This window comes from Massilia sp. TSP1-1-2, assembly GCF_049896185.1.
GTDB lineage: Bacteria > Pseudomonadota > Gammaproteobacteria > Burkholderiales > Burkholderiaceae_D > Telluria_A.
The window spans coordinates 157,039-181,996 of record NZ_JAFCTU010000008.1; the positions used below are offsets into that span (position 1 = coordinate 157,039).

General features: G+C 65.2%; 18 protein-coding genes and 1 pseudogene. 9 read left to right on the top strand and 10 right to left on the bottom strand.

Annotated features, from left to right (window positions below; genetic code table 11):
- Positions 1-9: 9 nt before the first annotated feature.
- The 5 genes and pseudogenes from ACP7BV_RS09440 to ACP7BV_RS09460 form a co-directional block, all read right to left on the bottom strand.
- On the bottom strand, positions 10-1,149 hold the full coding sequence (locus ACP7BV_RS09440) for a TIGR04552 family protein (RefSeq protein WP_426103558.1): 1,140 nt from the start codon (positions 1,147-1,149) through the stop codon (positions 10-12).
- 18 nt (positions 1,150-1,167) lie between these two features.
- Entirely contained in the window at positions 1,168-1,470 is a 303-nt protein-coding gene (locus tag ACP7BV_RS09445) for a PsiF family protein (protein WP_426103559.1), read from the bottom strand.
- Positions 1,471-1,574: 104 nt separating this feature from the next.
- Entirely contained in the window at positions 1,575-2,819 is a 1,245-nt protein-coding gene (locus ACP7BV_RS09450; protein WP_426103560.1) for a branched-chain amino acid ABC transporter substrate-binding protein, read from the bottom strand.
- Between the two features lie 148 nt (positions 2,820-2,967).
- Positions 2,968-3,449 (bottom strand): annotated as a pseudogene (locus ACP7BV_RS09455) (host attachment protein).
- Between the two features lie 89 nt (positions 3,450-3,538).
- Positions 3,539-5,692, bottom strand: coding sequence for a putative bifunctional diguanylate cyclase/phosphodiesterase (locus tag ACP7BV_RS09460; RefSeq protein WP_426103561.1), 2,154 nt, complete (start codon positions 5,690-5,692; stop codon positions 3,539-3,541).
- Positions 5,693-6,029: 337 nt separating this feature from the next.
- Between ACP7BV_RS09460 and ACP7BV_RS09465 the strand changes: the two genes are divergently transcribed.
- The 3 genes from ACP7BV_RS09465 to ACP7BV_RS09475 are packed head-to-tail and all read left to right on the top strand — an operon-like array spanning position 6,030 to position 11,920.
- Positions 6,030-8,276: a TonB-dependent receptor gene (locus ACP7BV_RS09465; RefSeq protein WP_426103562.1), complete on the top strand. Its 2,247-nt coding sequence runs from the start codon at positions 6,030-6,032 to the stop codon at positions 8,274-8,276.
- Positions 8,277-8,283: 7 nt separating this feature from the next.
- Complete coding sequence (locus ACP7BV_RS09470) at positions 8,284-11,592, top strand: response regulator (protein ID WP_426103563.1); 3,309 nt, start codon at positions 8,284-8,286, stop codon at positions 11,590-11,592.
- Between the two features lie 22 nt (positions 11,593-11,614).
- Positions 11,615-11,920 carry a hypothetical protein gene (locus ACP7BV_RS09475; protein ID WP_426103564.1) on the top strand — a complete coding sequence of 102 codons (306 nt, stop codon included), beginning with the start codon at positions 11,615-11,617 and terminating at the stop codon, positions 11,918-11,920.
- On the opposite strand, the gene ACP7BV_RS09480 is transcribed toward ACP7BV_RS09475, so the two are convergent.
- Genes ACP7BV_RS09480 through ACP7BV_RS09490 form a run of 3 tightly spaced genes read right to left on the bottom strand, consistent with a single transcriptional unit; the run spans position 11,917 to position 14,484 of the window.
- Positions 11,917-13,272 (bottom strand): hypothetical protein, encoded by a 1,356-nt coding sequence (locus ACP7BV_RS09480; RefSeq protein WP_426103565.1) that lies wholly within the window; start codon positions 13,270-13,272, stop codon positions 11,917-11,919. The two genes, ACP7BV_RS09475 and ACP7BV_RS09480, sit on opposite strands and share 4 nt — an antisense overlap.
- A complete protein-coding gene (locus tag ACP7BV_RS09485; protein ID WP_426103566.1) occupies positions 13,269-14,096 on the bottom strand; it encodes an ABC transporter ATP-binding protein in 828 nt (275 codons plus the stop codon). The genes ACP7BV_RS09480 and ACP7BV_RS09485 overlap by 4 nt, the downstream gene beginning before the upstream one ends.
- Positions 14,089-14,484 carry a GntR family transcriptional regulator gene (locus tag ACP7BV_RS09490; RefSeq protein WP_426103567.1) on the bottom strand — a complete coding sequence of 132 codons (396 nt, stop codon included), beginning with the start codon at positions 14,482-14,484 and terminating at the stop codon, positions 14,089-14,091. The genes ACP7BV_RS09485 and ACP7BV_RS09490 overlap by 8 nt, the downstream gene beginning before the upstream one ends.
- A gap of 105 nt (positions 14,485-14,589) precedes the next feature.
- Here ACP7BV_RS09490 and ACP7BV_RS09495 point away from each other — a divergent pair, with 105 nt between their 5' ends.
- The 4 genes from ACP7BV_RS09495 (at position 14,590) to ACP7BV_RS09510 (ending at position 20,321) form a co-directional block, all read left to right on the top strand.
- Positions 14,590-16,107: a phosphocholine-specific phospholipase C gene (locus ACP7BV_RS09495; RefSeq protein WP_426103568.1), complete on the top strand. Its 1,518-nt coding sequence runs from the start codon at positions 14,590-14,592 to the stop codon at positions 16,105-16,107.
- Entirely contained in the window at positions 16,091-16,636 is a 546-nt protein-coding gene (locus tag ACP7BV_RS09500) for a phospholipase domain-containing protein (RefSeq protein WP_426103569.1), read from the top strand. Before ACP7BV_RS09495 ends, ACP7BV_RS09500 begins: the two co-directional genes overlap by 17 nt.
- Before the next feature lie 34 nt (positions 16,637-16,670).
- Positions 16,671-19,988 (top strand): SNF2-related protein, encoded by a 3,318-nt coding sequence (locus tag ACP7BV_RS09505; protein WP_426103570.1) that lies wholly within the window; start codon positions 16,671-16,673, stop codon positions 19,986-19,988.
- A 99-nt stretch (positions 19,989-20,087) separates the two neighbouring features.
- Positions 20,088-20,321: a hypothetical protein gene (locus tag ACP7BV_RS09510; RefSeq protein ID WP_426103571.1), complete on the top strand. Its 234-nt coding sequence runs from the start codon at positions 20,088-20,090 to the stop codon at positions 20,319-20,321.
- Between the two features lie 115 nt (positions 20,322-20,436).
- Here the strand turns inward: ACP7BV_RS09510 and ACP7BV_RS09515 are convergent, their stop codons facing one another.
- Positions 20,437-22,269, bottom strand: coding sequence for a hypothetical protein (locus ACP7BV_RS09515; protein ID WP_426103572.1), 1,833 nt, complete (start codon positions 22,267-22,269; stop codon positions 20,437-20,439).
- Between the two features lie 344 nt (positions 22,270-22,613).
- Here ACP7BV_RS09515 and ACP7BV_RS09520 point away from each other — a divergent pair, with 344 nt between their 5' ends.
- Both ACP7BV_RS09520 and ACP7BV_RS09525 read left to right on the top strand, forming a co-directional pair.
- The gene (locus ACP7BV_RS09520) at positions 22,614-23,765 is read left to right on the top strand and encodes a sensor histidine kinase (RefSeq protein ID WP_426103573.1); all 1,152 of its coding nucleotides are present in this window, start codon (positions 22,614-22,616) and stop codon (positions 23,763-23,765) included.
- Positions 23,762-24,502: a LytR/AlgR family response regulator transcription factor gene (locus ACP7BV_RS09525; protein ID WP_426103574.1), complete on the top strand. Its 741-nt coding sequence runs from the start codon at positions 23,762-23,764 to the stop codon at positions 24,500-24,502. The genes ACP7BV_RS09520 and ACP7BV_RS09525 overlap by 4 nt, the downstream gene beginning before the upstream one ends.
- Here ACP7BV_RS09525 and ACP7BV_RS09530 read toward each other — a convergent pair.
- Positions 24,489-24,917, bottom strand: a complete 429-nt coding sequence (locus tag ACP7BV_RS09530) for a DUF2177 family protein (protein ID WP_426103575.1) — start codon at positions 24,915-24,917, stop codon at positions 24,489-24,491. The two genes, ACP7BV_RS09525 and ACP7BV_RS09530, sit on opposite strands and share 14 nt — an antisense overlap.
- Positions 24,918-24,958: the final 41 nt, after the last annotated feature.

Below are 24,958 nucleotides of genomic sequence, written 5' to 3' on the forward strand. Positions count from 1 at the left end.
TTTCCTTTTTTACGACGCTGTACCGCCGGCCTGCGCCGCAATCCAGTCCAGCAATTCGCGCCCGCACACACGAATGCGCGCCGCTTCCACCTGACGCCGCTTGTACGCCGCATGGCTGGCCGGCCCGCTCAAGCTGCGTTCGTGACTTTCTCGGTCCATCAGCTGGATTTCGTACTCGAAAAAGAAATCGACATCGCCGCCCTCGCCGTGCAGGTGGATCATCTTGCGCAGCGTGACCTGCAAGCTGTTGAAGCCACTGCCGCTGTGCGGATTGTCGCTGCGGGTTTGCGGTTCGGACAGCGCCAGCAGCTCGTCATCCATTGTTTGCAGCAGTTCGGCCGGATAAGGCCCGCTGCGGTCGAGCAGAGTGCGGTACTTGACGAAGACTTGCTTTGCCGCATCGAGGTCGAGCAGCGTATTGCGCGTGCGCTGGGGATCGATATTGGTGACCGACAGCAAATGAACCCGCTGCAGCGTATGCAGCGCGAGCAAGCATTCAAAGCGTGTCGCAAAGGTCAGCCGCACGCCCAGATGGTCGTAAATGTCGGACGCCAGGTAGGCTGCCTTTTGCAGCAGTTTCAACAGAATGCTGTCGCGTCCCTTGTTGCTTTTCTTGTCGTAATGTAGCAGCGGCAGGCAAACTTCGCCGTCGGTCAGGAAGTATTGCTCGCCATCTTTGCGGATCACTTCATCCAGGCTGGCGAACACTTGCTCGCGGATGGTGTGGAAGTGACGCAGCTTGAGGTCGCTGTCGATGTAGAAGATCCCGTGCATGACCTTGAGCACCGCGCACGACCACATGTGCAGCGCGTCATTGTGCTCCGCGCGCTGCGAGGCGTAGACCAGCAGTTGCAGCGGATCCTCGGCCAGGCGCACTTGCGCCGGCATCAGCTCGCTCTGCTTGGGTTCGAGGAAATGGGACAGGATGAAGGCGACCGCTTCGCGGTGGCCGCGCACAATGCGCGCGACCGTGGCCGCGTTCTCAAGGTCAAAGCCGTACTCGCGCGCGAACTGGCGCGCGTCGTGCATATTGCGCAGCGCCAGCGACGCCAGGTCAATGGCCGACATGCCATTGGTGATGGCAGTGAGATAGCCCCAGTTCAGCGAAAACTTGTGCTTGCTTTTGAGCGATGCAACGTGCTCCGACATAAACTGGGGCGGCGCGCTTTACTTTGTGGCGGAAAGGCAGGTTTTCATGAAGGCTTTGCGCTCCCCGCCAGTTTTGCCGGTGGCGTCGGTGTTGCAGCTTTTCATTTTTTCCTGCTGAGGCGTCATGGCCTTGACTGGCTTGGCACTAAGGCATTGCTTCATGAACGACTTGCGCTCATCGCCCTTTTTACCGCTTGCGTCGGCGTTGCAGGTGACCATCTTGTTTTGCTGCGCGGATTTGGCCGGCGCGACAGCTTCAGGGGCGGCAAAGGCGCCGCTGGACAGGGTGAGGGCGGCGATCAGGGCAAACAGTGTTTTCATATAAGTCTCCTTCAGTCGTTGAGGAATGAATGCAATTTTGCAACATCACGACTATACGATAGCCCGGCATTTTTCGCCCGTTATTTTGCGCTGCAAGCGCCGCGTCAGCGGATCACCTCCAGCTTGGTCTTTTTGCCGCCCCGGAAAGTGTAGATCGTCATGGCCGCATTGAGCAAGTCGCCTTGCGGATCGAAGCGGATGTTGCCCGTCACGCCCTGGTAGTTGATGCGCTTGATGTAGGGGGCGTAGCGCGCAGGGTCCGGCGATTTCGCTTGTTGCATGGCCGTGGCCAGCACCATCACCGCGTCGTAGGCGTGCGGCGCATAAGCCTGCAGGTCCACCTTGTAAGTCTTGCGGTAGCGCGCCACAAAGTCCGTGTAGCCCTTTTCCTGCGCCGGCGTCACGCCGCCGGCCACCGCGCAGGTGACATTGCCCTCGCCGAGCGCCTCGCCTGCCAGCAGCGGCAGTTTTTCGGAACAGATGCCGTCCCCGCCCATGAAGCGGGCCTTGAAGCCGAGCGCCTGCATTTGCTTGAGCATGGGGCCGGCGACCGCGTCCAGACCGCCATAGAACACCAGGTCAGGCGTTTTGCTCTTGAGCTGGGTGAGGATGGCGCTGAAGTCGGTGGCCTTGTCGTTGGTGAACTGGCGGCCCACGATCCGGGCCGATCCGCCGCCCGCTTTGACACCCTTGATGAATTCGTCGGCCAGGCCCTGGCCAAAGGCGGTGCGGTCGTCGATCACGCCAATGCGGCGCGCCTGCAGCTTGCCCAGCGCATAGCGCGCCAGCGTGCTGCCGATCAGGGTGTCGTTGGCGACAATGCGAAACGCCGACTTGAAGCCCTGGCGCGTGTAGACCGGCGTGGTGGCGGACGGCGTGATTTGCGGGATGGCGGCGGCGTCATAGATTTTCGAGGCTGGCACGGTGGTGCCGGAATTGAGGTGACCGACCACCCCGGCGACCTTGGCGTCAACCAGCTTTTGCGCGACCGCAGTGCCTTGCTTGGGGTCGCCGCCGTCGTCTTCGGCCATCAGCACCAGGCGCACTTTTTTGCCGTCGATGGTGAAGCCCTTGGCGTTCAAGTCTTCGATGGCCATGCGGGCGCCGTTCTCGATGTCCTTGCCCAGGTGGGCGCCGGCGCCGCTGGCGGGGGCGGCGCTGCCAATGCGGACCACGTCGTCGGCGGCGCGCGCGGCGAAGCTGGCGGCAGTCAGGCCGAGGCCGAGGGCGAGGGCGAGGGCGAGGGCGAGGGCGCGCGGGAGGGCGCGGGGGAGGGCGAAGGCGAAGTCGAAGTCGAGGGAAAGGGAGAGGGAAAAGGAAAGGGACAGCGGGGAAAAGGTCGCGCGCATGGGATCCTTGGCATCGGTGTGCGGCTGGCAGGCCGTGACCCCTGATTGTAGCGTGGCGCTCTGCACGCGGCGCCCGGTACGCCGGCGCACCGCCACACCCTGGCAACGCGGACCTTGCGCTGCAGGAAACTGCTGTTGGCGGCGCCGCTTAACCGGGCAAGCGCTGGGCGTCGATATGCTCGCGCAGCTGGGCCAGGCTGGCCTGGGTGTAGTCTTTGTTCAAGTCCCAGGCGAGCAGCGGCTTGAGTTGCGGGTCGAGCAACTGGCGCAGCAAGCCGAGAAATTCGGGACTGGCGATCAGGGCAACGTGCTGGAAGCGGCCTTGCTGTTGCTCTGCAGCAAGGCGGCAATGACGCTGCGGGCGAACAGTTCGGTCTCATGTTCGGTGGGCGTTTGCGGCGGCTCGTACGCCTTGTTGGGCAGGGCGCCGCCGGTGTTGTGGATGCTGTTTCCCGCCGACGTTGGTCCCAGGCGGTCCGTTTCGGTCTCGGCCGTGCGCAGCCGAACGGCAGCGTTGACCATGTCGTCGATTTCATCAAGGGCGCCGTTGGCGCCTGCGCGTGAAAAAAGACGGGCGCGGGAAGCGTTGGCGACGACGATCCAGGTATGGTCCAAGGCGGCTCCAGGCAAGTTGGCTAGAGGTTAGAGTGGATTGAGGGCGCTTATGTTCCCGCGCTGCCGCAATTTTTGTGCAGCGCATGGGACGTGCCATGCAGCTGTTACAGGGCCGGCAGATAGTGGGTTTCGAGCATTTTCTCGAACGCTGCAATCGGTACCGGCTTGCTGAACAAATAGCCCTGGTAGGCGGTGCAACCGTGCAGCTGCAAAAAGTCCAGCTGCGCCTGCGTTTCCACCCCTTCGGCAATCACATGAAAATGAAAATTGCGCGCCAGGTCAATGATGGTCTTGACCATCACCGCATCGGTCGCATCGGTGGTGATGTCGCGCACGAAACTTTGGTCGATCTTGATCTGGTCCAGCGGCAGTTGCTTCAGATACGACAGCGACGAGTAGCCAGTGCCGAAGTCGTCCATCGACAAACTTACGCCCAGGGCGCGCAGCGCCACCATCTTGGTGACCATGTCGGCCACGTCGTTGAGCACCACGCTCTCGGTCAATTCCAGCTTGAGCCGGGCGGCGTCAAAGGCGTGGCGTCCCAGCAGCGCGGCCAGCGCCGGGACAAAATCGCTCTGGTGGAACTGGCGCGCACTGACGTTGACGGCCAGCGTCAGGTGCTGCAGGCGCGCGTCGCGGTGCCAGCGCGCCAGCTGGGCGCAGGCGGTGGCCAGCACCCAGTCGCCAATGTCGAGAATGAGCGAGCTTTCTTCGGCGATCGGGATGAATTGCAGCGGCGAGACGGCGCCGCGGGTCGGATGGGTCCAGCGCGCCAGCGCTTCGGCCCCCAGCGCGCGGGCGTCGGCGTCGATCTGCACTTGGTAATGCAGGCTCAGTTCGCCGCGCCCGACCGCGTGGCGCAGGTCGGCCTCCAGCGCGGCGTGGGTTTCAACCGCCAGCTGCATGGCGGCGCTGAAAAAGCGCATGGTGTTGCGCCCGGCATCCTTGGCCTTGTACATGGCCATGTCGGCCTGGCGCAGCAGCACGTCGGCACTCTCGCCATTGCCCACGAACAGGCTTACGCCGATGCTGGGCGAACTGTGGTGCGCGCTGCCCTTGAGGTAAAACGGGGTGGTGAGCGCGCGCCGGATTTTCTCGGCCACCAGGGCGCTCGACTGCGAAGCGGCTTCCACGCCAGGGTCCAGTTCCCCCAGCAATACGGCGAATTCGTCGCCCCCGATGCGCGCGACAGTGTCGGTTTCACGCACGCAGCCGAGGATGCGCTGCGCCACCTGCATCAGCATCTGGTCGCCCACGGCGTGCCCGAGCACGTCGTTGATGGCCTTGAATTTGTCCAGATCGATGAACATCACCGCACCGTAATGCAGGCTGCGGGCCGAGGTGGCCGTCGCTACCTGCAGCCGGTTCATTAACAGGTGCCGGTTCGCCAGGCCGGTGAGCGAATCGAAAAACGCCAGATGATGGATTTTTTCCTCGGCCTGCCTGCGCGGCGAAATATCGTCGAAATTGACGACCACCTGGCGCAGCACGCCCTGGCCGTCGAATTCGGGAAATGCGTGCACCAGCAGCCAGACCACCCGCAGCGTCTGGTCGCGCCGCACGCCCACCACCAGCGCTTCGAGCGGCTCGCTGCTGCGGATGACGCGACTGACGGGGTAATCTTGCGGCGCAATCGGCGCGCCTTGCTCGTCGACAAAGCACCACGCGACATCGAGCGCAACCTTGCCGCGCATTTGCTCCGGCGACAGGCCAAGCAGCGCCGAGGCGTGCGGGTTGCAGTAGATGACGCTGGTGTCGGGGGCGTGCACCACGATGGCGGTGTGCAGGTTGCGCAGCAGTTCGCGGTGCTCGCGTTCGCTTTCGACGAGCTGGCGCTGCTGCTCGGCGATCTGCTCTTCGTGGCGGCGCCGCTCGTCGATATTGAAGGTGACGCCGATCAGCCTGTGTCCGCGCACACCCGTGTCGTCCCCCATGATCTTGCCGTGGTTGGCGTACCACACCCATTGCCCGGCGCTGGAGCGCAGGCGAAACTGGCAGCGGTAAGTTGACGTAACGCCGGCCAGGTGCTCGGCCAGCGCGCTCTTGACGCCGGCCACGTCGTCGGGATGGACCAGCAGGAACAGGTCGTCGATGCAGGCAGCCGCTTCCCCGTCGGTGTAGCCGAGCTCGGCAAAAATCTTGGCTGCCTTGCGCGTCACGGCGCCCGTGACGAGATCGTTCTCCCACAGGTCCATGCCCGCAGCTTCCATCACCAGCTCGAGGCGTTGCTTGCCGTATTCGCCATCGTCCCGCGCCATTTGCTGTCCTTGAAAATTGATGTCCCGCGTGTGCCAGTGTAAGCCAGAAGTGACAATCAATGCGCTACAGTAATGTGCTTGAAGCCTGCAAATTTCACGGCGCTGTGCACTCTGCTCCGGTTTTTTTGCACTCGCGCCCTGCGACGGTTGGCAATGTCCTGCCTACCTGTTAAACTTTTGAAAATAGATGTCCAGATGAAACTTCTCCTGCTTGTATGAATTTTTTAGCAAGCTTGGTCTCGCGAAGACCAGGCTATCCGGGCCGGCTGCGGCACGCCTAATCACTCTTACACAACGACAGGGGACGCACCCGATGACAAGACAGTCTGGGCGATGTATGCGGGCGTTGCCAGCTGCTTTGATGTGCGTGTTTTCGGGCGCTGCGGCGCAGCAGCCGTCCGCAGCGGTCAACGCGCCGGCGCTGGCCAAAGTGCTCGACGTGCTCGACGGGGTCGAAGTGATCGTCACGGCGCAGCGCAGCGCGGCGCCCGCCTCCAAAACGCCGGTCTCGATGTCGGTGCTGGGCGAGGCCACCCTGGCGCGGGCCGCAATCGACAACCCCGCCGCGATCGGTGCGCGCCTTCCCAACGTGCATATCGATGGCGCCGCCGACGGCTTGCGCATTACCATGCGTGGTGTGTCGAACAACGACACCAGCGAAAAGGGCGACCCGTCGGCCGCCTTCATGCTTGACGGTATATATATAGCGCGCCCGCAAAGCATGAACGTCAGCATGTTCGACCTGGCGCGCGTCGAGGTGCTGCGCGGCCCGCAAGGCACGCTGTACGGACGCAATGCAACGGCCGGCGTCGTCAACGTGGTCTCGAACACGCCCGCCGGTCAGCTGGAAGGCGCGGCCAGCATCGCCCTTGGCAACTATGCCAGCCGCGATGCCAGCGCCATGCTCAATGTGCCGGTGTCGGCAACACTGGCCTTGCGCGCCGCGCTTGCCTACAACAAGCATGACAGCTACCTGATCAACGGCCAAGGCACCGGCTTTGGTCTGGGACTGGACCGCGACGAGCGCGCCGCGCGCCTGTCGGCCAGGCTCGCGCTCGGCCCGGCGGCGGCGCTGGTGCTGCGCTACGACAGCGCCACCCAGGACCAGAACAAGGACAGCATCGTCCCCGAATCGAATTTTTATGCGCGCGACGCCGCCGGCCATCCGGTCTGGGTTGGCGGCAACGCAAACGCCCGTCTGACCAATGCTTTTGCGCCGCCCAACGCGCCACTGCAGCAGGGCGCAAGCCGCGGCAAGACGTCCGGCCTGGGCGCACAGCTCGACTGGAACCTGGGGCCGTACAGCGTGCACTACCTCGGTTCGCACCGTCATTTTGCGCACGACTACCGCGTCAACTACTATTACCGCATCGCCCCCGCGTTCGCGATCGGCGTGCGCGCGGGCTACAGCGGCCAGTACCGGCAGGACTCGCACGAGTTGCGCGTTGCTACCGCGGCCAAGGGACCGCTCACCGCGCAGGCCGGTATTTACTACTTCCGCGAAAAATCGGACCTGCGCGCCGATTTCCGCGACCTGGAACTGCTCGGTCTGCCGCCTTACTACCTGTTCCACCAGGGCCCGACCGTGGCCGTCGGCAAGGCGCTGTTCGGGCAGGCAACGTGGGCGTTCACCGAACGCGCGCGCCTGACCTTCGGCGCGCGCTATTCGGACGACGGCAAGTCGCGCCTGGGCAGCACCAGTTTCCAGCAAGGCCCCGCATTTAACGCGGCAACCGACTTCAGCCTGCCGAATGCAGCATCGCTGGACACGCACAAGACGACCTGGCGCCTGGGGGGAGAATGGGACCTGGGCGCGCGCACCTTGTTGTACGCAAGCGTTTCCACCGGTTACAAGGCCGGCGGCTTCAATGACGGCTGCCGCGCCGGTTCCAGCGCCGACGGCATCGCCTGCCCGGCCGTGCTGGCGGTGCCCGAAGCGGCGCTGCTGTACCAGCCAGAAACGCTGACATCCTGGGAAGCCGGCGTCAAGACCAGCTTTTGGGGCAACAAGGCAAGTCTGCAAGCGAGCGCCTTCCATTATGACTACGCCAATTTGCAGCTGTCGGGCGTGGTGGTGATCTCCGGCGCGCCGCGCTTTACGACCACCAATGCCGGCCAGGCAAAGGTCACGGGGTTCGAACTTGAAGGCCAGCTGCGGCCAAGCGCGGCCGACAGCATCAGCTATGCGCTGGGGCTGCTCGACGCCCATTACGACGCCTACCTGCCGGACGGCGTCACGTCGTGGGCCGGCAAAAAGCTCGACCGCGCGCCGCGCGCGAGCGTCACATTCGGCTACGAGCATACCTTTGGCCTGCAGGCGGCGCAGCTCACTGCGGGGATGTTTTCGCGCACCAGCGCCGCTTACTTCATCAGCGTGCCGAGCCAGTTGCTGCAGTACCGCGTGCCACGCCGCACGCAAAGCGACATCAGCGTTGGGTACCGGCCGCAGCAGGGCGCATGGAGCCTGCATGCGCACGTGAAAAACCTCCAGAACAAGGTCGCGCCGATCGCCATCGACAGCTTTGGCATGGTCCAGCCAAGCGATCCGCGCACCTGCGGGGTGCGCCTGGACTACCGCTTTTAGGGGCGACATGGCAACGCCGATCTTCAACCGTCGACAGGACGCCGGCTTGACGCGGCTGTTGGCCCTGGCGCTGGCCTGCCTGATATGGCTGGCCGTGCCGCCGGCCGCTGCCTCGCCGGCCGCGGCCCCGCTGCTGCTGCAGGACCAGGACGCCCAGATTGACGCCTGGCCCGCCGTGCGGGTGCTGTACGACGCCGGCGGGCAGCTCACGCCGGCCGCCGCGCTGGCCAAGGCCGGCGCTTTCGCCGCGCCCACCTCGGCCTACGCCACGCTGGGTGTGCGCGAGGAAGTGGTGTGGCTGCGCATTCCCGTGGTGGTGGCGCCCGCCGGCGATGGCCGCTGGATCATGAACATCGATTACGCGCTGCTCAATCGCGTGGACTTGTATGTCATCGATGGCGGCAAGCTCACGCGCCATACCGCGCTGGGCAGCCTGCGCGACAATTCGGCAGCGTCGCTGGCCGGGCGCACGCCGGCCAGCATGCTTGAACTAACGCCCGGCACCAGTTACGTTCTGCTGCTGCGGGTCGAAAACTCGGGCGCCAAGATCTTGCCGATCCGCCTGTCTAAGCCCTACGCCTTTCATGCCACGGCCATGAACGAGCAAATGCTGCAGGGGCTGCTGATCGGCTTGAGCGTTTGCCTGCTGTTGTACAGCCTGGCGCAGTGGGTCAACCTGCGCTCGCCGCTGTTTGCCAAATATGCGCTGATGGTGGCGGGGCTGAATCTGTTCACGATCGAGTTTTTCGGCATCGGCACCCAGTACCTGTGGAAGAACAATCTGTGGATGACCGTGCATTGCGGCGGCATTTTCGCGCTGATGGCGTCATGCGGCGCTTACCTGTTTGTCGAGCAGGCCTTGGCGCGCCCCGGCAAGGACCACGTGTTCAGCTGCCTCATGAAAACCGGCGCGGTCCTGACGGTGCTCGCCGCGCTCGCCTATGGCCTGGACCTGGTCAGCGTGGCTCAACTGGTGCTGATCGTCAGCACGCTGGGCTTGATGCCGATGCTGCTCGGGCTTCCGGGCGCCTTTCTGCGCGCGCGCCGCGGCGACACGGTCGGCACATATTTTTTAGTCGGTTGGGCGATCAGCTTTGTCGCTTCGCTGACAGTGGCGCAGGTCATCTCGGGCAGGGTGGGGGCGACCTTCTGGACCATGCATGTGGGCCAGTTCGGCAATACGCTCGACATGCTGATCTTCATGCGCATCCTGGGTATGCGCAGCAAAGCCGCGCAAGAGGCGATGTTGCGCGCCGAAGCGGCAAGCCGCCTCAAGTCGGATTTCTTGGCCAATATGAGCCATGAAATCCGCACGCCGATGAACGCGATTATCGGCATGAGCCGGCTGGCCCTGATGACCAGCCCGAACGCCACGCAGCGCAACTACCTGGCCAAGATCCACGGCGCCGGCGAGCACCTGCTGGGCATCATCAATGACATTCTCGATTTTTCCAAGATCGAAGCGGGCAAGCTCAGTGTCGAATCGGTGGCCTTCAAGCTCGCCGACATTTTCGAGCACTTGTCGAGCATGACGGTCATCAAGACCGATGCGTCGCGCGTGGAGCTGGTGTTTCGGGTGGGGCGCGACGTGCCTGCCACGCTGGTGGGCGACCCGCTGCGCCTGGGCCAGGTGCTGATCAACCTGACCAACAACGCCGTCAAGTTCACTGAAAAAGGCGACATCGTCGTCGCCGTTGACGTCGCCGAGCGCTTGGACGATGCCTTGGTGCTGCGCTTTAGCGTGACCGATACCGGCATTGGCATGGACCACGAGCAGCAGGCCCGGTTGTTCCAGTCGTTCAGCCAGGGCGACGGCTCGATCACGCGCCGCTACGGGGGCACCGGGCTTGGCCTGTCGATCTCCAGGCAACTGGTGGAACTGATGAAAGGGACGATTGCGGTCAGCAGCACGCCGGGCGTGGGTAGCCGCTTCAGCTTTACCGTGCAGCTGGGAATCGGCAGCGACGCCGTGGTGCCGCTGGCCACTCCCGTGGCGCTGCTGCACCAGGTGCGCGTGTTGGTGGTCGACGACAGCGTGACGGCCGCCGATGCGCTGGTCGAGATGCTCGGCTCGTTCGGCATCAATGCGCAGTCGGCCCATTCAGGCGAGCGCGCGCTCGAGATGCTGGCCGCTGCGGTGGAGGCGGGCACGCCGTACCACGCGGTGCTGATGGACTTCATGATGCCGGGCTGGGATGGGATCGAAACGATCCGCCGGATTCGCGGCGATGCGCGCTTTGCGGCGCCGCCGTCGATCCTGATGGTGAGCGCCCTTACGCGCGAAGACATGGTCCGCGCCGACGCCGACGCCGACGCCAACGCCAACGCCAACGCCAACGCCAACGCCAACGCCAACGCCCACGCCCAGCTGCAGCCGGACGGTTTTTTGTCCAAGCCGGTGGGGCCGTCGCTCTTGTATCACAGCCTGCTGCAGGTGCTGCGCCCCGAGCTGGGCGAGGCGCAGGGCGAGCCGGGACGCGTGGGGCCGCGCGTGCCCGATTTGTCGGGCTTGAACGGTGCGCGCATTTTGCTGGTGGAAGACAACGCCAATAACCGCGAAGTAGCGCTCGACTTTCTGGCTGCCGCCGCCATGCAGGTGGACGTTGCCATGCATGGCGTCGACGCGGTGCGCATGGTGCGCGAGCACGACTACGACCTGGTCCTGATGGACATCGCCATGCCCGACATCGACGGCTTGGCCGCCACCCGCAAGATCCGCGCGCTGGGGCACCGCAACGAGGTGCCGATTGTCGCCATGACGGCGCACGCGATGGCGGGCGACCGCGAGCAAAGTCTGGCGGCCGGCATGAACGATCATGTGACCAAGCCGATCGACCCGGAACACCTGTTTCGCACGCTGCTCAAGTGGATTGACCCGGCGCGCCTGGCCGGGCGCCGCGCCGTGGAGAACGCAAGAGCGGCGGTCGCGGGCGCGGACGGCATGCCGGCGCCGGTGCCCGGCATTGAGTGGGATAAAGCGCTGGCCGACGTGGACGGCAGCCTGCCGCGCCTGCACAAGCGCCTGCGCAGCTTTCTGCGCGAGTACGCGCGCGCGCCGCAAGTGGTGCGCGACGCCGTCGCGAGCGGTCGCTACGATGCGCTCGAGCGCCTGGCGCACAACCTCAAGTCAAGCGCCGTGTACGTGGGCGCGAGCGCGCTGTCGGCCATGTCGAACACGGTCGAACAGGCGCTGCGCGCCGGGCGATCCGAACAGGCGGCCGCGCTCGCGCCCGAACTGATTGAGTTGCTCGACACGCTGCTCGCGGCGTTGGCTGACGTACGCGCTCAACCTGCAGACGCAGACCGAGGGGAGTAGCGAGCCTGTGCGAGAATGACGGATGGATGAAAAAAAGCGACACGAACTTATAGAAACGGGTTGGGAAATGCACAGTGCGGTGGAAGAAGCCTACCTTCGCCATCCCGCCACCAGGCAAGATCAGAACGCCGCGGACGCTTGGCGCGAGAAGCAGCGTTTACTGTTGGCTGACATGGCGATTCATTTATTGCAAACAGCAATTGCGCCAGGACCCATCGAGCGCGATAAATTGAGGAACAATTTGCACGCCATTCTCACCATTTCGGATCCATTCTTGCCGCTTGCCGAACTTAAAAAGGCAACGGAAAAGCTCTATAGCGGCAGTTAACTGGCCGATGGGAACCCTGGGCGCTGACCGTACCGGCCGAACAATTTTCCCGTCGTCCAGGTGCGGTTGGCAAACCACAGCAGCAAAGCCGACGCGGCCAGCGTGCAGATCGCATACGTGAGTGGCGCCACCCGCACATGCATCGAAGCGTCAAGCGACGGAGAAAACAGCAGGCTCACGCAGTAAATACCCCCAACCAGCTTGATCCGCGCCGGACCGTAACGGCCCGCCAGTACCAGCGCGCCACTGGTCATCAGAGCCAATTCCAGCAGCCTTGGCCAATAGCCCAGCAGATTGGCGAGCAACAGTGAACTACTGACGCCGCGGCCAAGCAACCAGGCGCCAAGCAGTGCATACGCGGCCAGCATGAGCAGCAATTGCGCCGCGAACGTGAAGCCGAAAATGCGCGTTGCGATGCGGCCGCGCCGCAGACCGCCGGGCACCAGCAGTTCGCGCAGGTGCAGGTCGCGCATCAGCAATGAACAGCTGATGAAGGCAGCGCCCATCGCCAGGCCGCCCAAGCGCGCCAGGTCGAGCACGCCGTCATGGGCCACCGGCCGGGTCGTCAGCAGCGCCAGCGGCATGCCGATTTGGAGTACCCGCTGTGTCAGGAGTGCTGCCGTGGAAGCGGGGCCCGGGATGCCGTTTTGGTCCCAGCCGAGGATCGTCCAGCGCCGCAGTTGCGCACCGAACCAGAGGTGCAAGCCACCCGTGCGCTTCGGCTGCGAGCGGTACGATTGCAAGCCACGTTCGCGTTGCAACTGTGTGCCCAATAGCAGGGCAGGGAACAGCAGTACGCATCCGGCCAGCAGCAGCGGCGGCAAGCCGTCAAGCCCGGCGAGCACCTTGTCCACACCGCCGATCAGCACTGCGACGCCCGCCAGCCAAGGCGCCGCTTCCAGCAGCCGGGCCAGCGCCATGCTCCCCCGGCCAGTGCCCGGCGCGCCTCTTAACAGGCCGAGACAGGCCGTGAGCGAGACGAGGGCGGCGCCGCTCAGCGGGGTGTACGGGGAGTGCGGAAGCTGGAATTGCAAACCGATGCCCGCGGACAGGAAAGCCCAGGTCAGGGCCAGGCGCATGCTGGTGCCGCGGATCAGGCTCTGGCGCAGGCGGCGCGGCGACTGGCGTTCGCCGAGCATGACGAGCGCGCGGGCCAGCTGTGCACTTTGAAAGCGGGCCACCCAAAACATGGTACCCATCACGGGCAACATCAGCACGGTGCTCGCCGCTGCTAGCGGCCGCCCGGGAGCCGCATCGAAGACGAGCATGCAGATCCAGTACACCAGGAAAATCGCCATCACGAGCAGGTAGGCTTGTGCATGGCGCATCGGTTTGAGGATGGCGGTGCTCATTGATTCAGTTCCGCGAATAGTTCGGGCAGTGTCATGGCCTTGCCGGCAGCGGCCAGTGAGGGCGCGTGGCGAGTGTCGATGATCATGCTCGCGTGGCGCGGCGGCGCACTGACGATGGCGGCCGGGTCCACGGCGCTGGCGGCCGGCACCAGCCGCAGGTAGTCGAGCATGGCATCCCAGGTGTCGAGCAGTTGCAAAACGCCGCCGCGCATGAAAGCGACGTGCGAGACCACCCGTTCAAGGTCGGTCAGGACATGGCTGGAGATCATGACCGTGCGTTCGCACGCGTCGCCGCGGGCGAACATGGCGCGCATGAATTCCTGGCGCGTGAGGGGGTCGAGGCTGGCGACCGGTTCGTCGAGCAGCAGCAAGTCCGGGTCGTGCGAAAGGGCCATCACGAGGGCCATTTTTTGCTGGTCGCCGCCGGACAGTTCGCCCACCTTGCCCGCCAGCGGCAACTGGAAACGCGCCGCGAGCACGTCGCAGCGCTCCAGGCTCCAGCCGGGATACGCTTCGCCGACCAGGCGCAGGTGGTCCGACACCACCATCCATTCAAGCAGGTCAGGCGTCTGGCCGACGTAGCCGAGGCGCGCGCGGGTGGCGTCGTCCAGGTCAAGCGAGGCTCGCCCCAGCAGTTGGCTGGCGCCGCTGTCGGGCTCCTGCAGCCCGGCGAGGCAGCGCAGCAAGGTCGACTTGCCCGCACCGTTGCGCCCCACCAGACCGACTACCGCGCCGGACGGGATGTCGAAGGTGATGCGGTCGAGAATGGTGGCGTCGGCGTGGCGGACGGTTAGGCGCTGGGCGCTGATGGCCGGCTTATTCATTATCTTCTTTCTGGGTAAATTGTTGCAGGCTCAGTTCAAACAGGGACATTGCGTCGGCGTTGCTCAGGCCAAGCTGGCGGACCGTGCGTGCGGCGGCGTCGAGCGCCGGTTGCAGCATTGCCAGCTTTTCCTGGTGCGGCGTGACGCCTGTGACCGCGGCGATGGCCATGCCCACCCCGCGCAGCCGCACCAGTAGTTGCTCGCCTTCCAGCAAACTGTAGGCCTTGCTGACGGTCATCGGGTTGATCGCATAGTGCTGCGCCACGGCGCGCACGGAAGGCAGCGCATCGCCAGGCTTGAGCTGGCCGCTGGCGACCCGGCGCCGTATCTGCTCAACAATTTGGCGGTAGATCGGGGTTGGGGCGTTCGGAAAGATGTCAAAGTCCATGTGAATCAGTGTATCACTACAATAATTCACCTAGCTAGTTCTTTTCAGCGCGCTGGTAGTATTGCTGTAATAAAATGGTTGCTAGCGAGTTAATGGAAGCAAGTTATGGCGTCGAATAAAAAGCCGGCCGGTAGCGCAGTTCCAGACAATTGCCGCAGCGGCACCAGCATGGACGTGGCGCACATCGTCATCCTGATGCAGGAAAACCGTTCCTTCGACCATTACTTCGGCACCATGCCCGGCGTGCGCGGCTTTGGCGACCGCTTCCCGATCCCGGTTCCCGTTTCAGCTCTCGCCCCAAGCGGGCAGGAGCGCGACGTCTGGACCCAGCGCGCCGCCGATGGCACACTGATCTCGCCATTCCATCTCGATACCGGACAATCCTTCGCGCACATGCGCGCAGCGGGAACGCCCCACACCTGGCCGGACGCGCAGCGCGCCTGGAACAACGGCATTCTCGATGCCTGGCCCACGCACAAGCACAAGCACGCGATGGGCTACTTCACGCAAGCGGACATCCCCTTCCAGTTCGCGCTGGCCAACGCCTTTACGGTATGCGACGCCTACCATTGCGCGGTCCAGGCGGGCACCAATCCGAACCGCGTGTACGCCTGGACCGGCAGCATCGATCCGCTGCGGCAGGGCCATGCTCCGGTCATCGGCAACAGCTACGACAACGTGCTTTTCGACCCGGACGGCGGTTACACCTGGAGCACCTATGGCGAGCGCCTGCAGGCGGCGGGCGTGAGCTGGCAGGTGTACCAAGACACGGCCGACAACGACACCGACAATCCGCTGGCCGGTTTCAAAGCATTTCGCGACGCCCTAGCCGGCGTGAGCGGATCGGATCCTGCGCTACGCGAACGCGGCATGAGCACCCGCACGCTGGACCAGCTGCGCGCCGACGTTGCCGCCGGCACGCTGGCGCAGGTGTCGTTCATCGTCGCCACCGCCGACGGATCCGAGCATCCCGTCCCTTCCAGCCCGGCGCAGGGCGCCAATTACACGGCGGGCGTCATCGGGGCGCTCAGTGCATGCCCCCAAGTGTGGAGCAAGACCGTGCTACTGCTGATGTTCGATGAAAACGACGGCTTTTTTGATCACATGCCGCCCCCGGCCGCGCCCTCGTACCAGCGCTGGGACGCCGATCCGGACCAGGCCGTGCTGGCGGGCGCCTCGACGGTCACCACGGCCGGCGAATACCACGAATCTGCCAGCACCGAGGCGAGCGAAACGCCGGAGCTGATGCACCGCCCCTATGGCCTGGGCCCGCGCGTGCCGATGTATGTGATTTCGCCGTGGAGCACGGGCGGTTGGGTCAACTCGCAGGTGGTCGATCACAGCTCCGTGATCCGATTCATGGAGCGGCGTTTCGGCGTGCCGGAGCCGAATATTTCGCCATGGCGGCGCGCCGTGTGCGGCGACCTGACGAGCGCTTTTGACTTCACCCGTCCGGATGATCGCGCGTTTTTCGCCGCGCTGCCCGCCACCGGCGAGCTGGCCGCGCGCGCGCGAACTGGCCGGCACCGTGTTGCCGGCGCCGCCGCCGCTTGCCTCCCTGCCTGTGCAGCAGGGCGGCACCAAACCATCGCGCGCGCTGCCCTACGTGCTGCACGTCCATGACCTGATCGACAATGACCGCATCGCGCTTGCCTTCGTCAACAGCGGGCAGGCCGGCGCCGTGTTCCATGTCTATGACAAGCGCCGCCTGCAGCTTGGACCGCGCCGCTACACGGTTGAAGCGGGCAAGGAGCTGCGGGCCGATTGGCTGCCCGACGCCGACGGCGGCTACGACTTGTGGGTGCTGGGCCCGAACGGCTTTCATCGCCATTTTTGCGGCCACGGATCGCAAGGCCTGGCAGTGCGCTGCGCTGATGGCGTTGACGGGATTGCCATCGCGCTGGCCAATCCCGAACCTGGCGCGCTCGCCTGCACGGTCAGCGACAACGTCTATGGCGCGCCGGCCTGGATTGTCACCGTCGCGCCAGGCGCGAGCGCGGTGCGCCTCTGGCCGCTGGCCGCCAGCGGCAACTGGTACGACCTGAGCGTGCAGGTGCACGCGTGGCCCGGCTACCTGCGGCGTCTGGCCTGGCGCATCGAAACCGGGAGCGACGGCATCAGCGACCCGGCGATGGGCGCCGTTCTGCGATAATGACTGCCTTGCTCCATGCCCCGGCCGTCCCTCCATGCAATTCTCCCTGAACGATATCCTTCGACACTACGATCGCGGCACCTATTCCCGGGGCCACGACTATGCGCAGCGCGGCAAGGTGCGCGCGCTGGCGATGGTGCGCGGCGTGATCCAGAGCGAAGTGAGCGGTAGCGGCGGCCATCTGTACCGCCAGTCCATTTCATTCGGCGCCTCCAAGTCGGGCGTCGTCATTGACGGCGACTGCTCTTGTCCCATGCAATCGAATTGCAAGCACGTGGTGGCGGCCCTGCTCGCGTATCTGGACCGGGAACCGTTCATGGCAAACGAGCCCGATGCCGGCCCGGTCGTCCCGCAAGCCATGTCGGCCTGGCTGCAGCAGGTCGAGCAGATGCAAAAGATCGCCGACAAGAGCGCCGCCAAGCCAAAAAAAGTGCGGACCGCGTCGCTGCGCCTGCTGTTCGTGCTGCAGCCCGATCACATCTTCCACCGCATCGATGTGCGCGTGGCCAAGGCAAAAATGGACGACGGCAAGGTCGTTTCCGCCACCCTGTTCGGCGACTCCTACAGCCTGCTGCGCAACACGCAGCCGTTTGTCCGGGCTGCCGACCGGGCCGCCGTGGCGCTGCTGGTCGGCATGGCCAACGGCGGCCTGTACGCTTCTCCGACCGCCGAGGTGCACGGCGAAGACGGCGCCCGCTTCCTGCGCCAGGCGCTCGACGGTGGCGCGCTGGCCTGGGCCGATGAGCATAGCGACCTCAAGACCGGCAACCTTCAGTTGCTGGAACAGGGGCCGGCGCGCGCCGGCCAGATCGCCTGGATTTCCGAGGGCGAGCACAGCGACAGTCTGCGCCTGGACTGGCAGTTCACGGGCGCCGAAGCGGTGGCCTGCGTCTTGCCAACCGTGCCGCCCATGTATGTGCATGGCGGGCGGGTGGGCGAATTCATCCTGCCCGATTCGGCCCGGACGGTGCCGATCGCCGAACTGCAGGCGCTGCTGCTGCACGCGCCGCCGGTCAGCCCGCGCGACCGCGATGCCGTCGCGCGCCGCATCGTCGAGCAGGGCCTCGGTTTGCTGCTGCCCGCGCCCCCCAACTTGCAGAACTCGGTGCGCAGCGATATCGCGCCGCTACCCGTGCTGTGGCTGGGCAGCATTGCCAAGCGCGACCCGCATACCGGCCAGACCGGCTGGGATGACTACGCGGTGCTCGGCTTCGACTACGACGGCGAGCGCGCCGGCCCCGCCGGCGACATCTACCGGCATACAGCGGCCGGTTTTGAAACCATCGTGCGCGACATGGCGCGCGAAGCGGCATCGGCAGCCATGCTGGCCGACCTCGGCTTTTCGGTGCCGGCCGCGCTCAAGGGCATGCGGCGCCTGGCGCACCTCGACGCCTGGATGCGCTTCGCGCGCGAGCAATTGCCGCTGCTGCGCGAGGCTGGCTGGGAGATCGAGCAAGACCCGTCGTTCCGGTTCGACCTGACCGAGGTCGACGACTGGTATGCCGACGTCGAGCAGGGCGACGAAGGGGGCAACGCCTGGTTCGACCTGGAACTTGGCATTGTCGTCAATGGCAGCCGCGTGGCGCTCATGCCGCTGCTGCTGCAACTGATCGGCAGCGCGCCGCACGAGTTCGATCCGGCTGCGCTCGAAGCCCATCCGGACCATGAACAATTGCTCGCCCAACTGCCCGACGGCGTGCGCGTGGCGCTGCCTTGGGGCCGCATCAAGCCCATCTTGCGCACCCTGGGCGAACTGTATTTCACCGACCACGTAGGCAGCACGCTGCGCCTGTCGGCGCTGGACGCGGCGCGCCTGGCCGAACTGGAGGCGAGCGCGCGCCTGCGCTGGGCGGGCGGCGCCCAACTGCGCGCGCTCGGCCACAAGCTGCGCGACTTCAAGGGCGTGCAGGCGGTCGCCGCGCCGGCGGGCTTGCAGGCCAGCTTGCGCGCCTACCAGTTCGACGGCCTGGCGTGGATGCAGTTCCTGCGCGAGTTTGGCATGGCGGGCATCCTGGCCGACGACATGGGCTTGGGCAAGACGGTGCAGACGCTAGCCCACATTCTGGTGGAAAAAGAAGCCGGCCGTTTGACTTCGCCGGCACTGGTGGTGGCGCCCACCAGCCTGATGGGCAACTGGCAGGCCGAGGCGGCGCGCTTTGCGCCCGGCCTGCGCGTGCTGCTGCTGCACGGCGCCGAGCGCCAGCAGCATTTTGCCCATATCGGCCAGTACGACCTGGTGCTGACCACCTACGCCTTGCTGGCGCGCGACGAAACGCAGCTGCGCGCGCAGCGCTTCCACCTCTTGATCCTGGACGAGTCGCAATACATCAAGAACAGCCGCGCCAAGGCGGCGCAGACGGCAGCATTGCTGGTGGCCACGCATCGCCTGTGCCTGACCGGCACGCCGCTGCAAAACCACCTGGGCGAATTGTGGTCGCAGTTTCATTTTCTGATGCCCGGCCTGCTGGGCGAGGAAAAAGCGTTCAATGCGAATTACCGCAAACCGATCGAAAAGCTGGGCGACGCCAGCCGGAAGGATTTTCTGGTGCGCCGCATCAAGCCATTTTTGCTGCGCCGCACCAAAGACGCGGTGGCCAAGGAATTGCCGGCCAAGACCGAGATGGTGCGCGAAGTCGAACTGACCGGGCTGCAGCGCGACCTGTACGAAACGGTGCGCCTGGCGATGGATAAAAAAGTGCGCGACGCGATTGCCAGCAAGGGCGTGGCGCGCAGCCAGATCGTGATCCTCGACGCGCTGCTTAAGCTGCGCCAGGTTTGCTGCGACCCGCGCCTGGTCAAGATCGCCGGCAAAAAGGGTGCCCCGGCGCCGTCGGCCAAGCTGGTCGAGCTGATGGACATGATCGTCGAGCTGCTCGACGAAGGGCGCAAGATCCTCGTGTTCTCGCAATTTACCAGCATGCTGGCATTGATCGAGGACGAGCTGCGCGCGCGCGACATCGCGTACGCGCTGCTGACGGGCGAAACGCGCGACCGCACCGGTCAAGTGGCCGCTTTTCAGCGCGGCGATGTACCGCTATTTTTGATCAGCCTGAAGGCGGGCGGCGTGGGCTTGAACTTGACGGCGGCCGACACCGTGATCCACTACGATCCGTGGTGGAATCCGGCGGCCGAAAACCAGGCCACCGACCGCGCCTGGCGCATCGGCCAGGACAAGCCGGTGTTTGTCTACAAGCTGATTGCGCGCGGCACGCTGGAACAGAAAATCCAGGAATTGCAACGCAAGAAAGCCGACCTGGCCGATGCCGTGCTCGACGGCGGCGCCTCGCAAAACCTGGCGCTGACCCAGGACGACTTGCAAGCCATCCTGGCGCCGCTGCACGAACAGAAGTAGCGCGCTGCAGCCACGGCAAAGGCAGGGTGCCGTCCTGGACGGCGCCCTGCGGTGCTAACGTGCGACAATCGTTTTCCGATAAATTGACTTGGGAATACGATGAAAAAACTACTTTGCATGTTGGCCATGGTGCTTGCCGGAAGCGCTCAAGCCCAGGTCCACTTTGAATCGGGCAGTACCCGTCCCATCAACCCCGGCGCGGCGACGGTCCAGATTGAGCAACAGCAGCGCATGGCGCCGCGCGTGAGGGTGCAAAAGCTGGTGCGCTGCCGCGACGGCTCGCGGCGCATGGTGCGCCAATGCCGGCATCACGGCGGGGTAGCACGCCGCTGACGAACACTGGCGCGCACGCAAGGTCGGCGTTCGCTCCGGCCCGCGTGCGCTTAGCCGTCGATCACAACGCCAAGCTGTGGGTTGGCGTTGTCGATTGAGGAAACTGTTAAAGACGCTACAGCACGGCCAGCGCCGGCCCGCCGGGCTTCCCCAGCCACGTGGTCGCAAAGCGTTTTTGCGCCGCTGCCAGTGCGGCCGCGTCACCGCGCTGGCGATACACCTCGACCAGCCCGCGCAGCGCCCAGCCGTTCGACGGCGTGCGCGCCAGCGAGGCGCGAAAGGCCTGTTCGGCGTCGTCTAACCGGCCCGCGCGCAGCAGCACGGCGCCCAGCGACTGGCGCACCGGGTAGTACCAGTACGGCGGCTCGGTGTAGGGCCGGGCATCTTGCACCGCGACCGCCTCCTGGTAAGCCCGGATCGCTCGCGGCAAGTCACCCGCAGCGTCAGCCAGGCGCCCGGCCGCTACCGCGCGCGCCGTATGCACCATGTCCTGCGCCGGGATGCCCCACTTGGCAATCGGGGTAAAGTCGGCCGTGCGCTCGATCTGCGCGATGGCGTCGATTTCCTTCTGGCTCTCGCTGAGCGCGCCGGTACGGGCGTAGCCGGTGGCGCGCGCGTAATGCCACATGGCCCGGACCAGCACCAGGTCGGGGCCGGGATCGGGCAGCGCCAGCAGCACTTCCGGACGGCTGAACTGCACGTGCGAAAAATAGGGCGCGGCCTTGACTGGCTGCAAGTTGGCAAAGTCCTTGAGCAGCGCCGCCGGCAGCGCCCGGTCCAGCTTGGCGGCAGCGGCGAGCGCCGTCTTGCCGTCGCCGCCCATCAGTGCCGACACCATCACGAAGTGGATGTTGTGCGGGTAGTAGGCGCCCTTGTAGACCGGATCGCTGCCGGAGCGGCGGAAGTACCGTTCGTCGGCGGCAATCGCGTCCAGGTTGGCCTGCAGCGCTTCCTTGTACATGCCGACCCGGTAGTAGATGTGGGACGGCATGTGCACGATGTGGCCGGCGCCCGGTATTTGCCGGGCCAGCACGCGCGCCACCGGCAAGGCCTTGTCGGGGTGGGTCGACGCTTCCATCGCGTGGATATAGTAGTGGGCCGCGCCGGGATGGGTGGGGTTGCGCTCGAGTACCCGTTCGAGCGCGTCGACCATCTCGGCGGTGCGGTTCTTGGGCTTGCTGCCGGCCGCTTCCCAGTAATCCCAGGGCGACAGGTCCATCAGCGCTTCGGCGAACAAGACCTGGATCGTGTCGTCGTTGGGAAAGGCGTGCGCGGCCTCGGTCGTAGCGTCGGCGTAGGCACGGTCGAGCGGGGCCCGGTCGGCCGCCGTCTCGTGGGTGTAGCGGCGGGCGACGGCGCGGATCAAGGCCTGTTCGGCCGGGCGCGCACCACCGGCCAGGCGCAGCGCTTGCGCGGCCGCCGCTGCGGCAGGCGCTGCGGCGGCGGGAAACATGGGCGCGTTGATGTTGGGACCGAGCACCAGTGCCTCGCCCCAGAAACACATGGCGCAGCCGGGGTCGAAGCGCTGGGCGGCGCGAAAGGCCTGGGCCGCTTCGGCGTGGTTGAAGGCAAACGTCAGGCGCATGCCCTGGTCAAAATATGCCTGGGCCCTGGGGTTGGCCGTACTGACGGGAACATGCAGTTTTCCCAGGTCGGCAAACAGTGGCGGCAGGGCTGCGTTGATCTGAATGGGACCTTGCTGCGCAGAGCGGAAGGGCGCCGTTTCGCCCTGGGCCTGGATCAGCCGCGCCAAGAGCAGCGGCGGGCCGCCTTGTGCTGGCATGCACGCAGCGCCAGAGGAAAACAAAGGATCGAACGCGACGGGATCGAACGCGACCGGATCGAACGCGATGGCATCGAACGCGGCCAGCGACGGCCTGACCAAGGTTACGGCAAGTAGCGCACCACCAGTGAGCGATGCGGCAATGATCGTCTGTTTCAGTTTCATGATTCCCCCTTCGGCCTGTGCTTATGGGGCCGAATGCGACGTCGGAGTAGCTTAGATGCGGGGCGGGGCGGCGAGTTCCCGCCGCGCGTTCGTCCGCCGCGCCCCGCACTGGTCCCTTCGATTCCGGTGTTCGTCGCACGCGTTTCCCCGGGGGGCGGTGGCGCGCTTATCCTCGTCGCACCACAACAACGCTGCGAGGACTTTCCATGAATCTGATAGTGAGCCGTGTGCCGCTTGCGGCCGTTATGGCGCAAGTTTTGATGGGGCTGTTCCTGGTGCTGGCGCTGGCCGTGCTCTAGGGATCGATTGTCGATCTGCAACGCAACCATTACACTTGAAACACAATGAAACTTTTCAACACGCTCTGGAAGGGGCTGCGCCGCGCGGGCAGTCTGGTATATCAAGGTAACGATTTGTCGGTGCACAGCGGCGTGTGGGTCACGCGCATTTCGCGCGAAGCTGTGGTGGTGCAGTTCCTGCTCATGGCGGCCATTGTCGCCTTTGAGCTGCTGATGTGGTGGAGTTCCAACCGTTCCCCCAGGCGCTGGACGGGCATTGCCATGATGTTGTGCGTCTTGCCGCCCGTTGCGGTGAGCACCTGGCTGGCGCACACGCTCGACAAGCATCCGGACCGGCCGCCGTCGAACCGGATATTTGCCGCCTGGGCTGCACTCACGGCGGTGCTCGGCTTGCCTTTGGGACACCTGGCATTTTTTCTGCTCCAGCAAGTCCAGCCGATTGCCAATGTGTCGCGCTTCATGCGCTTTTTTCCGGAAATTGGCGTTGGCTTCCTGATTGCCACCAGCTACTGGCGGCTGGTCATCATCCGCCTGTGGCACGAACGCGTTGCCAATGAAGCGCTCAAGCGGCACACCGCCGAGCAAGGCCAGGCGCTGGCAGAAGCCCGGCTGCAGATGCTCAAGGCGCAGATCGAGCCGCATTTTTTGTTCAATACCCTGGCCAGCGTGCAGCACCTGGTGCGCAACGATCCGGCCCAGGCCGATTTTTTGCTGACCAAGCTGATCAGCTACCTGCGGCAAGCGATTCCGGAAGTGCGCGGCGCGGCGTCGACGCTGGAGCGCGAATTTGCGTCGGTCCAGACCTATCTGGACATTGTGCGCGTGCGCATGGGCGCTCGCCTCGAGGTGAACGTGCACTGCGATCTGGCGCTGGCGCAAGTGGCCTTTCCCGCGCTGATCATCCACACGCTGGTGGAAAACGCCATCAAGCACGGCATTGAAATGAAAACCGGCGCCGTGCGCATTGCCGTGCTGGCGCGCAGCGTCGCGCTTGGCGCGCAGCGGGAGATTGTCATCAGCGTCGAGGATAACGGGGTTGGGTTTGGTGCGGCCGAGACGGTCAGCGGCGGCGTGGGATTGCGCAACATCCGCGACCGCCTGGCCGCAGCTTATGAGGGCCGCGCCCGGCTCGACATCAGCGCCGCGCATGGCGGCGGCGTGTGCGCCACCGTCACCATTGCGGGGAACCCCGCATGACCGTGACCGCCATCATTGCCGACGACGAGCCGTTCGCGCTGGCCGGCCTGGTCGACGCGCTGGCGCAGGTGTGGCCGGAACTGACCGTGCTGGCCACGGTCCGCGACGGCCTTGACGCTTTCCAGGCGATCCAGGCGCACCGGCCCACGCTGGCGTTCCTGGACATCCGCATGCCCGGCATGACCGGCCTGCAAGTGGCCGAGGCGCTGGGCGGGCAAACCATCGTGGTGCTGGTGACGGCGTACGACAACTACGCCTTGAGCGCATTTGAAAAAGGCGTGGCCGACTATGTGCTCAAGCCGGTCGAATTGGCGCGCCTGGCAAAGGTCGTGCTGCGCCTGAAGGAGCGCATCGTGCAGGGCGTGGCCAGCCGGGCGCCAGCGCCAGTGCCGAGCGCGCATGCGGCGCCGTCGCAGGCGCTGCAATGGATCAAGGCGTCAGTCGGCGCGCAAGTGCGGCTGATCCACGTGGACGACGTCCACTATTTCGAGTCGGACGCGAAGTACACGCGCGTGGTGACGGCCGACAGCGAAGCCTTGATCCGCATGCCGCTGCGCGAGTTGATCGAGCAGCTCGATGCGCAGTGGTTCTGGCAGGTGCACCGCAGCGCGGTGGTCAACGTGCGGCACGTGGCCAGCGTGTACCGGGTCGATGAGAACATGGAAGTGATCCTGAAGGAGCGGCCGGAGCGGATCAGGGTGTCGGTGGCGTACCAGGGCTTGTTCAAGCAGATGTAGCGGCGCTGGCGGGAGCATGCGTGGCCGCGGCATAGCCCGCGCCAGCCGCCACGCCCGACAGCAACGTGCCCCAGGCCATGTCGATGATGGTCAGCTGCCACGGCCAACCGCGCAAGGTGGCCAGGTTGCTCAAGTCATAGGTGCCATATGCCACCAGGCCAAGCAGGCCGCCCAGCCCGGCCGCGGCGCGCCAGTCGCGCTTGCGCACGGCGGGCGCGACGGCAAACACGACCAGTCCCATCGGGTACAACACGTAAAACAGCGCTGCCGGCGCCAGCTTCGGTTCGGCCAGCATCAGCGCGCCGATATACGCTTGGTAGGTAGCGCCCATCAGCACGGTAAGCCAGAGGGCGTCGATGGCCAGCAGCGTGAGCATGGTGGCGAAAAAGGCGAACAGCAGCTTGCGGACACTCATGCGGGGAACCTTTGCGGGATAACTGTTCAATTTCAGAAGTA

Bases quoted from the DNA above. Each gene is read 5' to 3' on its own strand.
- ACP7BV_RS09470 (WP_426103563.1), top strand. From the start codon at position 8,284: ATGGCAACGCCGATCTTCAACCGTCGACAGGACGCCGGCTTGACGCGG.
- ACP7BV_RS09505 (WP_426103570.1), top strand. From the start codon at position 16,671: ATGCAATTCTCCCTGAACGATATCCTTCGACACTACGATCGCGGCACC.
- ACP7BV_RS09525 (WP_426103574.1), top strand. From the start codon at position 23,762: ATGACCGTGACCGCCATCATTGCCGACGACGAGCCGTTCGCGCTGGCC.
- ACP7BV_RS09520 (WP_426103573.1), top strand. From the start codon at position 22,614: ATGAAACTTTTCAACACGCTCTGGAAGGGGCTGCGCCGCGCGGGCAGT.
- ACP7BV_RS09465 (WP_426103562.1), top strand. From the start codon at position 6,030: ATGCGGGCGTTGCCAGCTGCTTTGATGTGCGTGTTTTCGGGCGCTGCG.
- ACP7BV_RS09480 (WP_426103565.1), bottom strand. From the start codon at position 13,272: ATGAGCACCGCCATCCTCAAACCGATGCGCCATGCACAAGCCTACCTG.
- ACP7BV_RS09460 (WP_426103561.1), bottom strand. From the start codon at position 5,692: ATGGCGCGGGACGATGGCGAATACGGCAAGCAACGCCTCGAGCTGGTG.
- ACP7BV_RS09490 (WP_426103567.1), bottom strand. From the start codon at position 14,484: ATGGACTTTGACATCTTTCCGAACGCCCCAACCCCGATCTACCGCCAA.
- ACP7BV_RS09515 (WP_426103572.1), bottom strand. From the start codon at position 22,269: ATGAAACTGAAACAGACGATCATTGCCGCATCGCTCACTGGTGGTGCG.
- ACP7BV_RS09475 (WP_426103564.1), top strand. From the start codon at position 11,615: ATGGATGAAAAAAAGCGACACGAACTTATAGAAACGGGTTGGGAAATG.
- ACP7BV_RS09530 (WP_426103575.1), bottom strand. From the start codon at position 24,917: ATGAGTGTCCGCAAGCTGCTGTTCGCCTTTTTCGCCACCATGCTCACG.
- ACP7BV_RS09510 (WP_426103571.1), top strand. From the start codon at position 20,088: ATGAAAAAACTACTTTGCATGTTGGCCATGGTGCTTGCCGGAAGCGCT.
- ACP7BV_RS09485 (WP_426103566.1), bottom strand. From the start codon at position 14,096: ATGAATAAGCCGGCCATCAGCGCCCAGCGCCTAACCGTCCGCCACGCC.
- ACP7BV_RS09495 (WP_426103568.1), top strand. From the start codon at position 14,590: ATGGCGTCGAATAAAAAGCCGGCCGGTAGCGCAGTTCCAGACAATTGC.
- ACP7BV_RS09450 (WP_426103560.1), bottom strand. From the start codon at position 2,819: ATGCGCGCGACCTTTTCCCCGCTGTCCCTTTCCTTTTCCCTCTCCCTT.
- ACP7BV_RS09445 (WP_426103559.1), bottom strand. From the start codon at position 1,470: ATGAAAACACTGTTTGCCCTGATCGCCGCCCTCACCCTGTCCAGCGGC.
- ACP7BV_RS09440 (WP_426103558.1), bottom strand. From the start codon at position 1,149: ATGTCGGAGCACGTTGCATCGCTCAAAAGCAAGCACAAGTTTTCGCTG.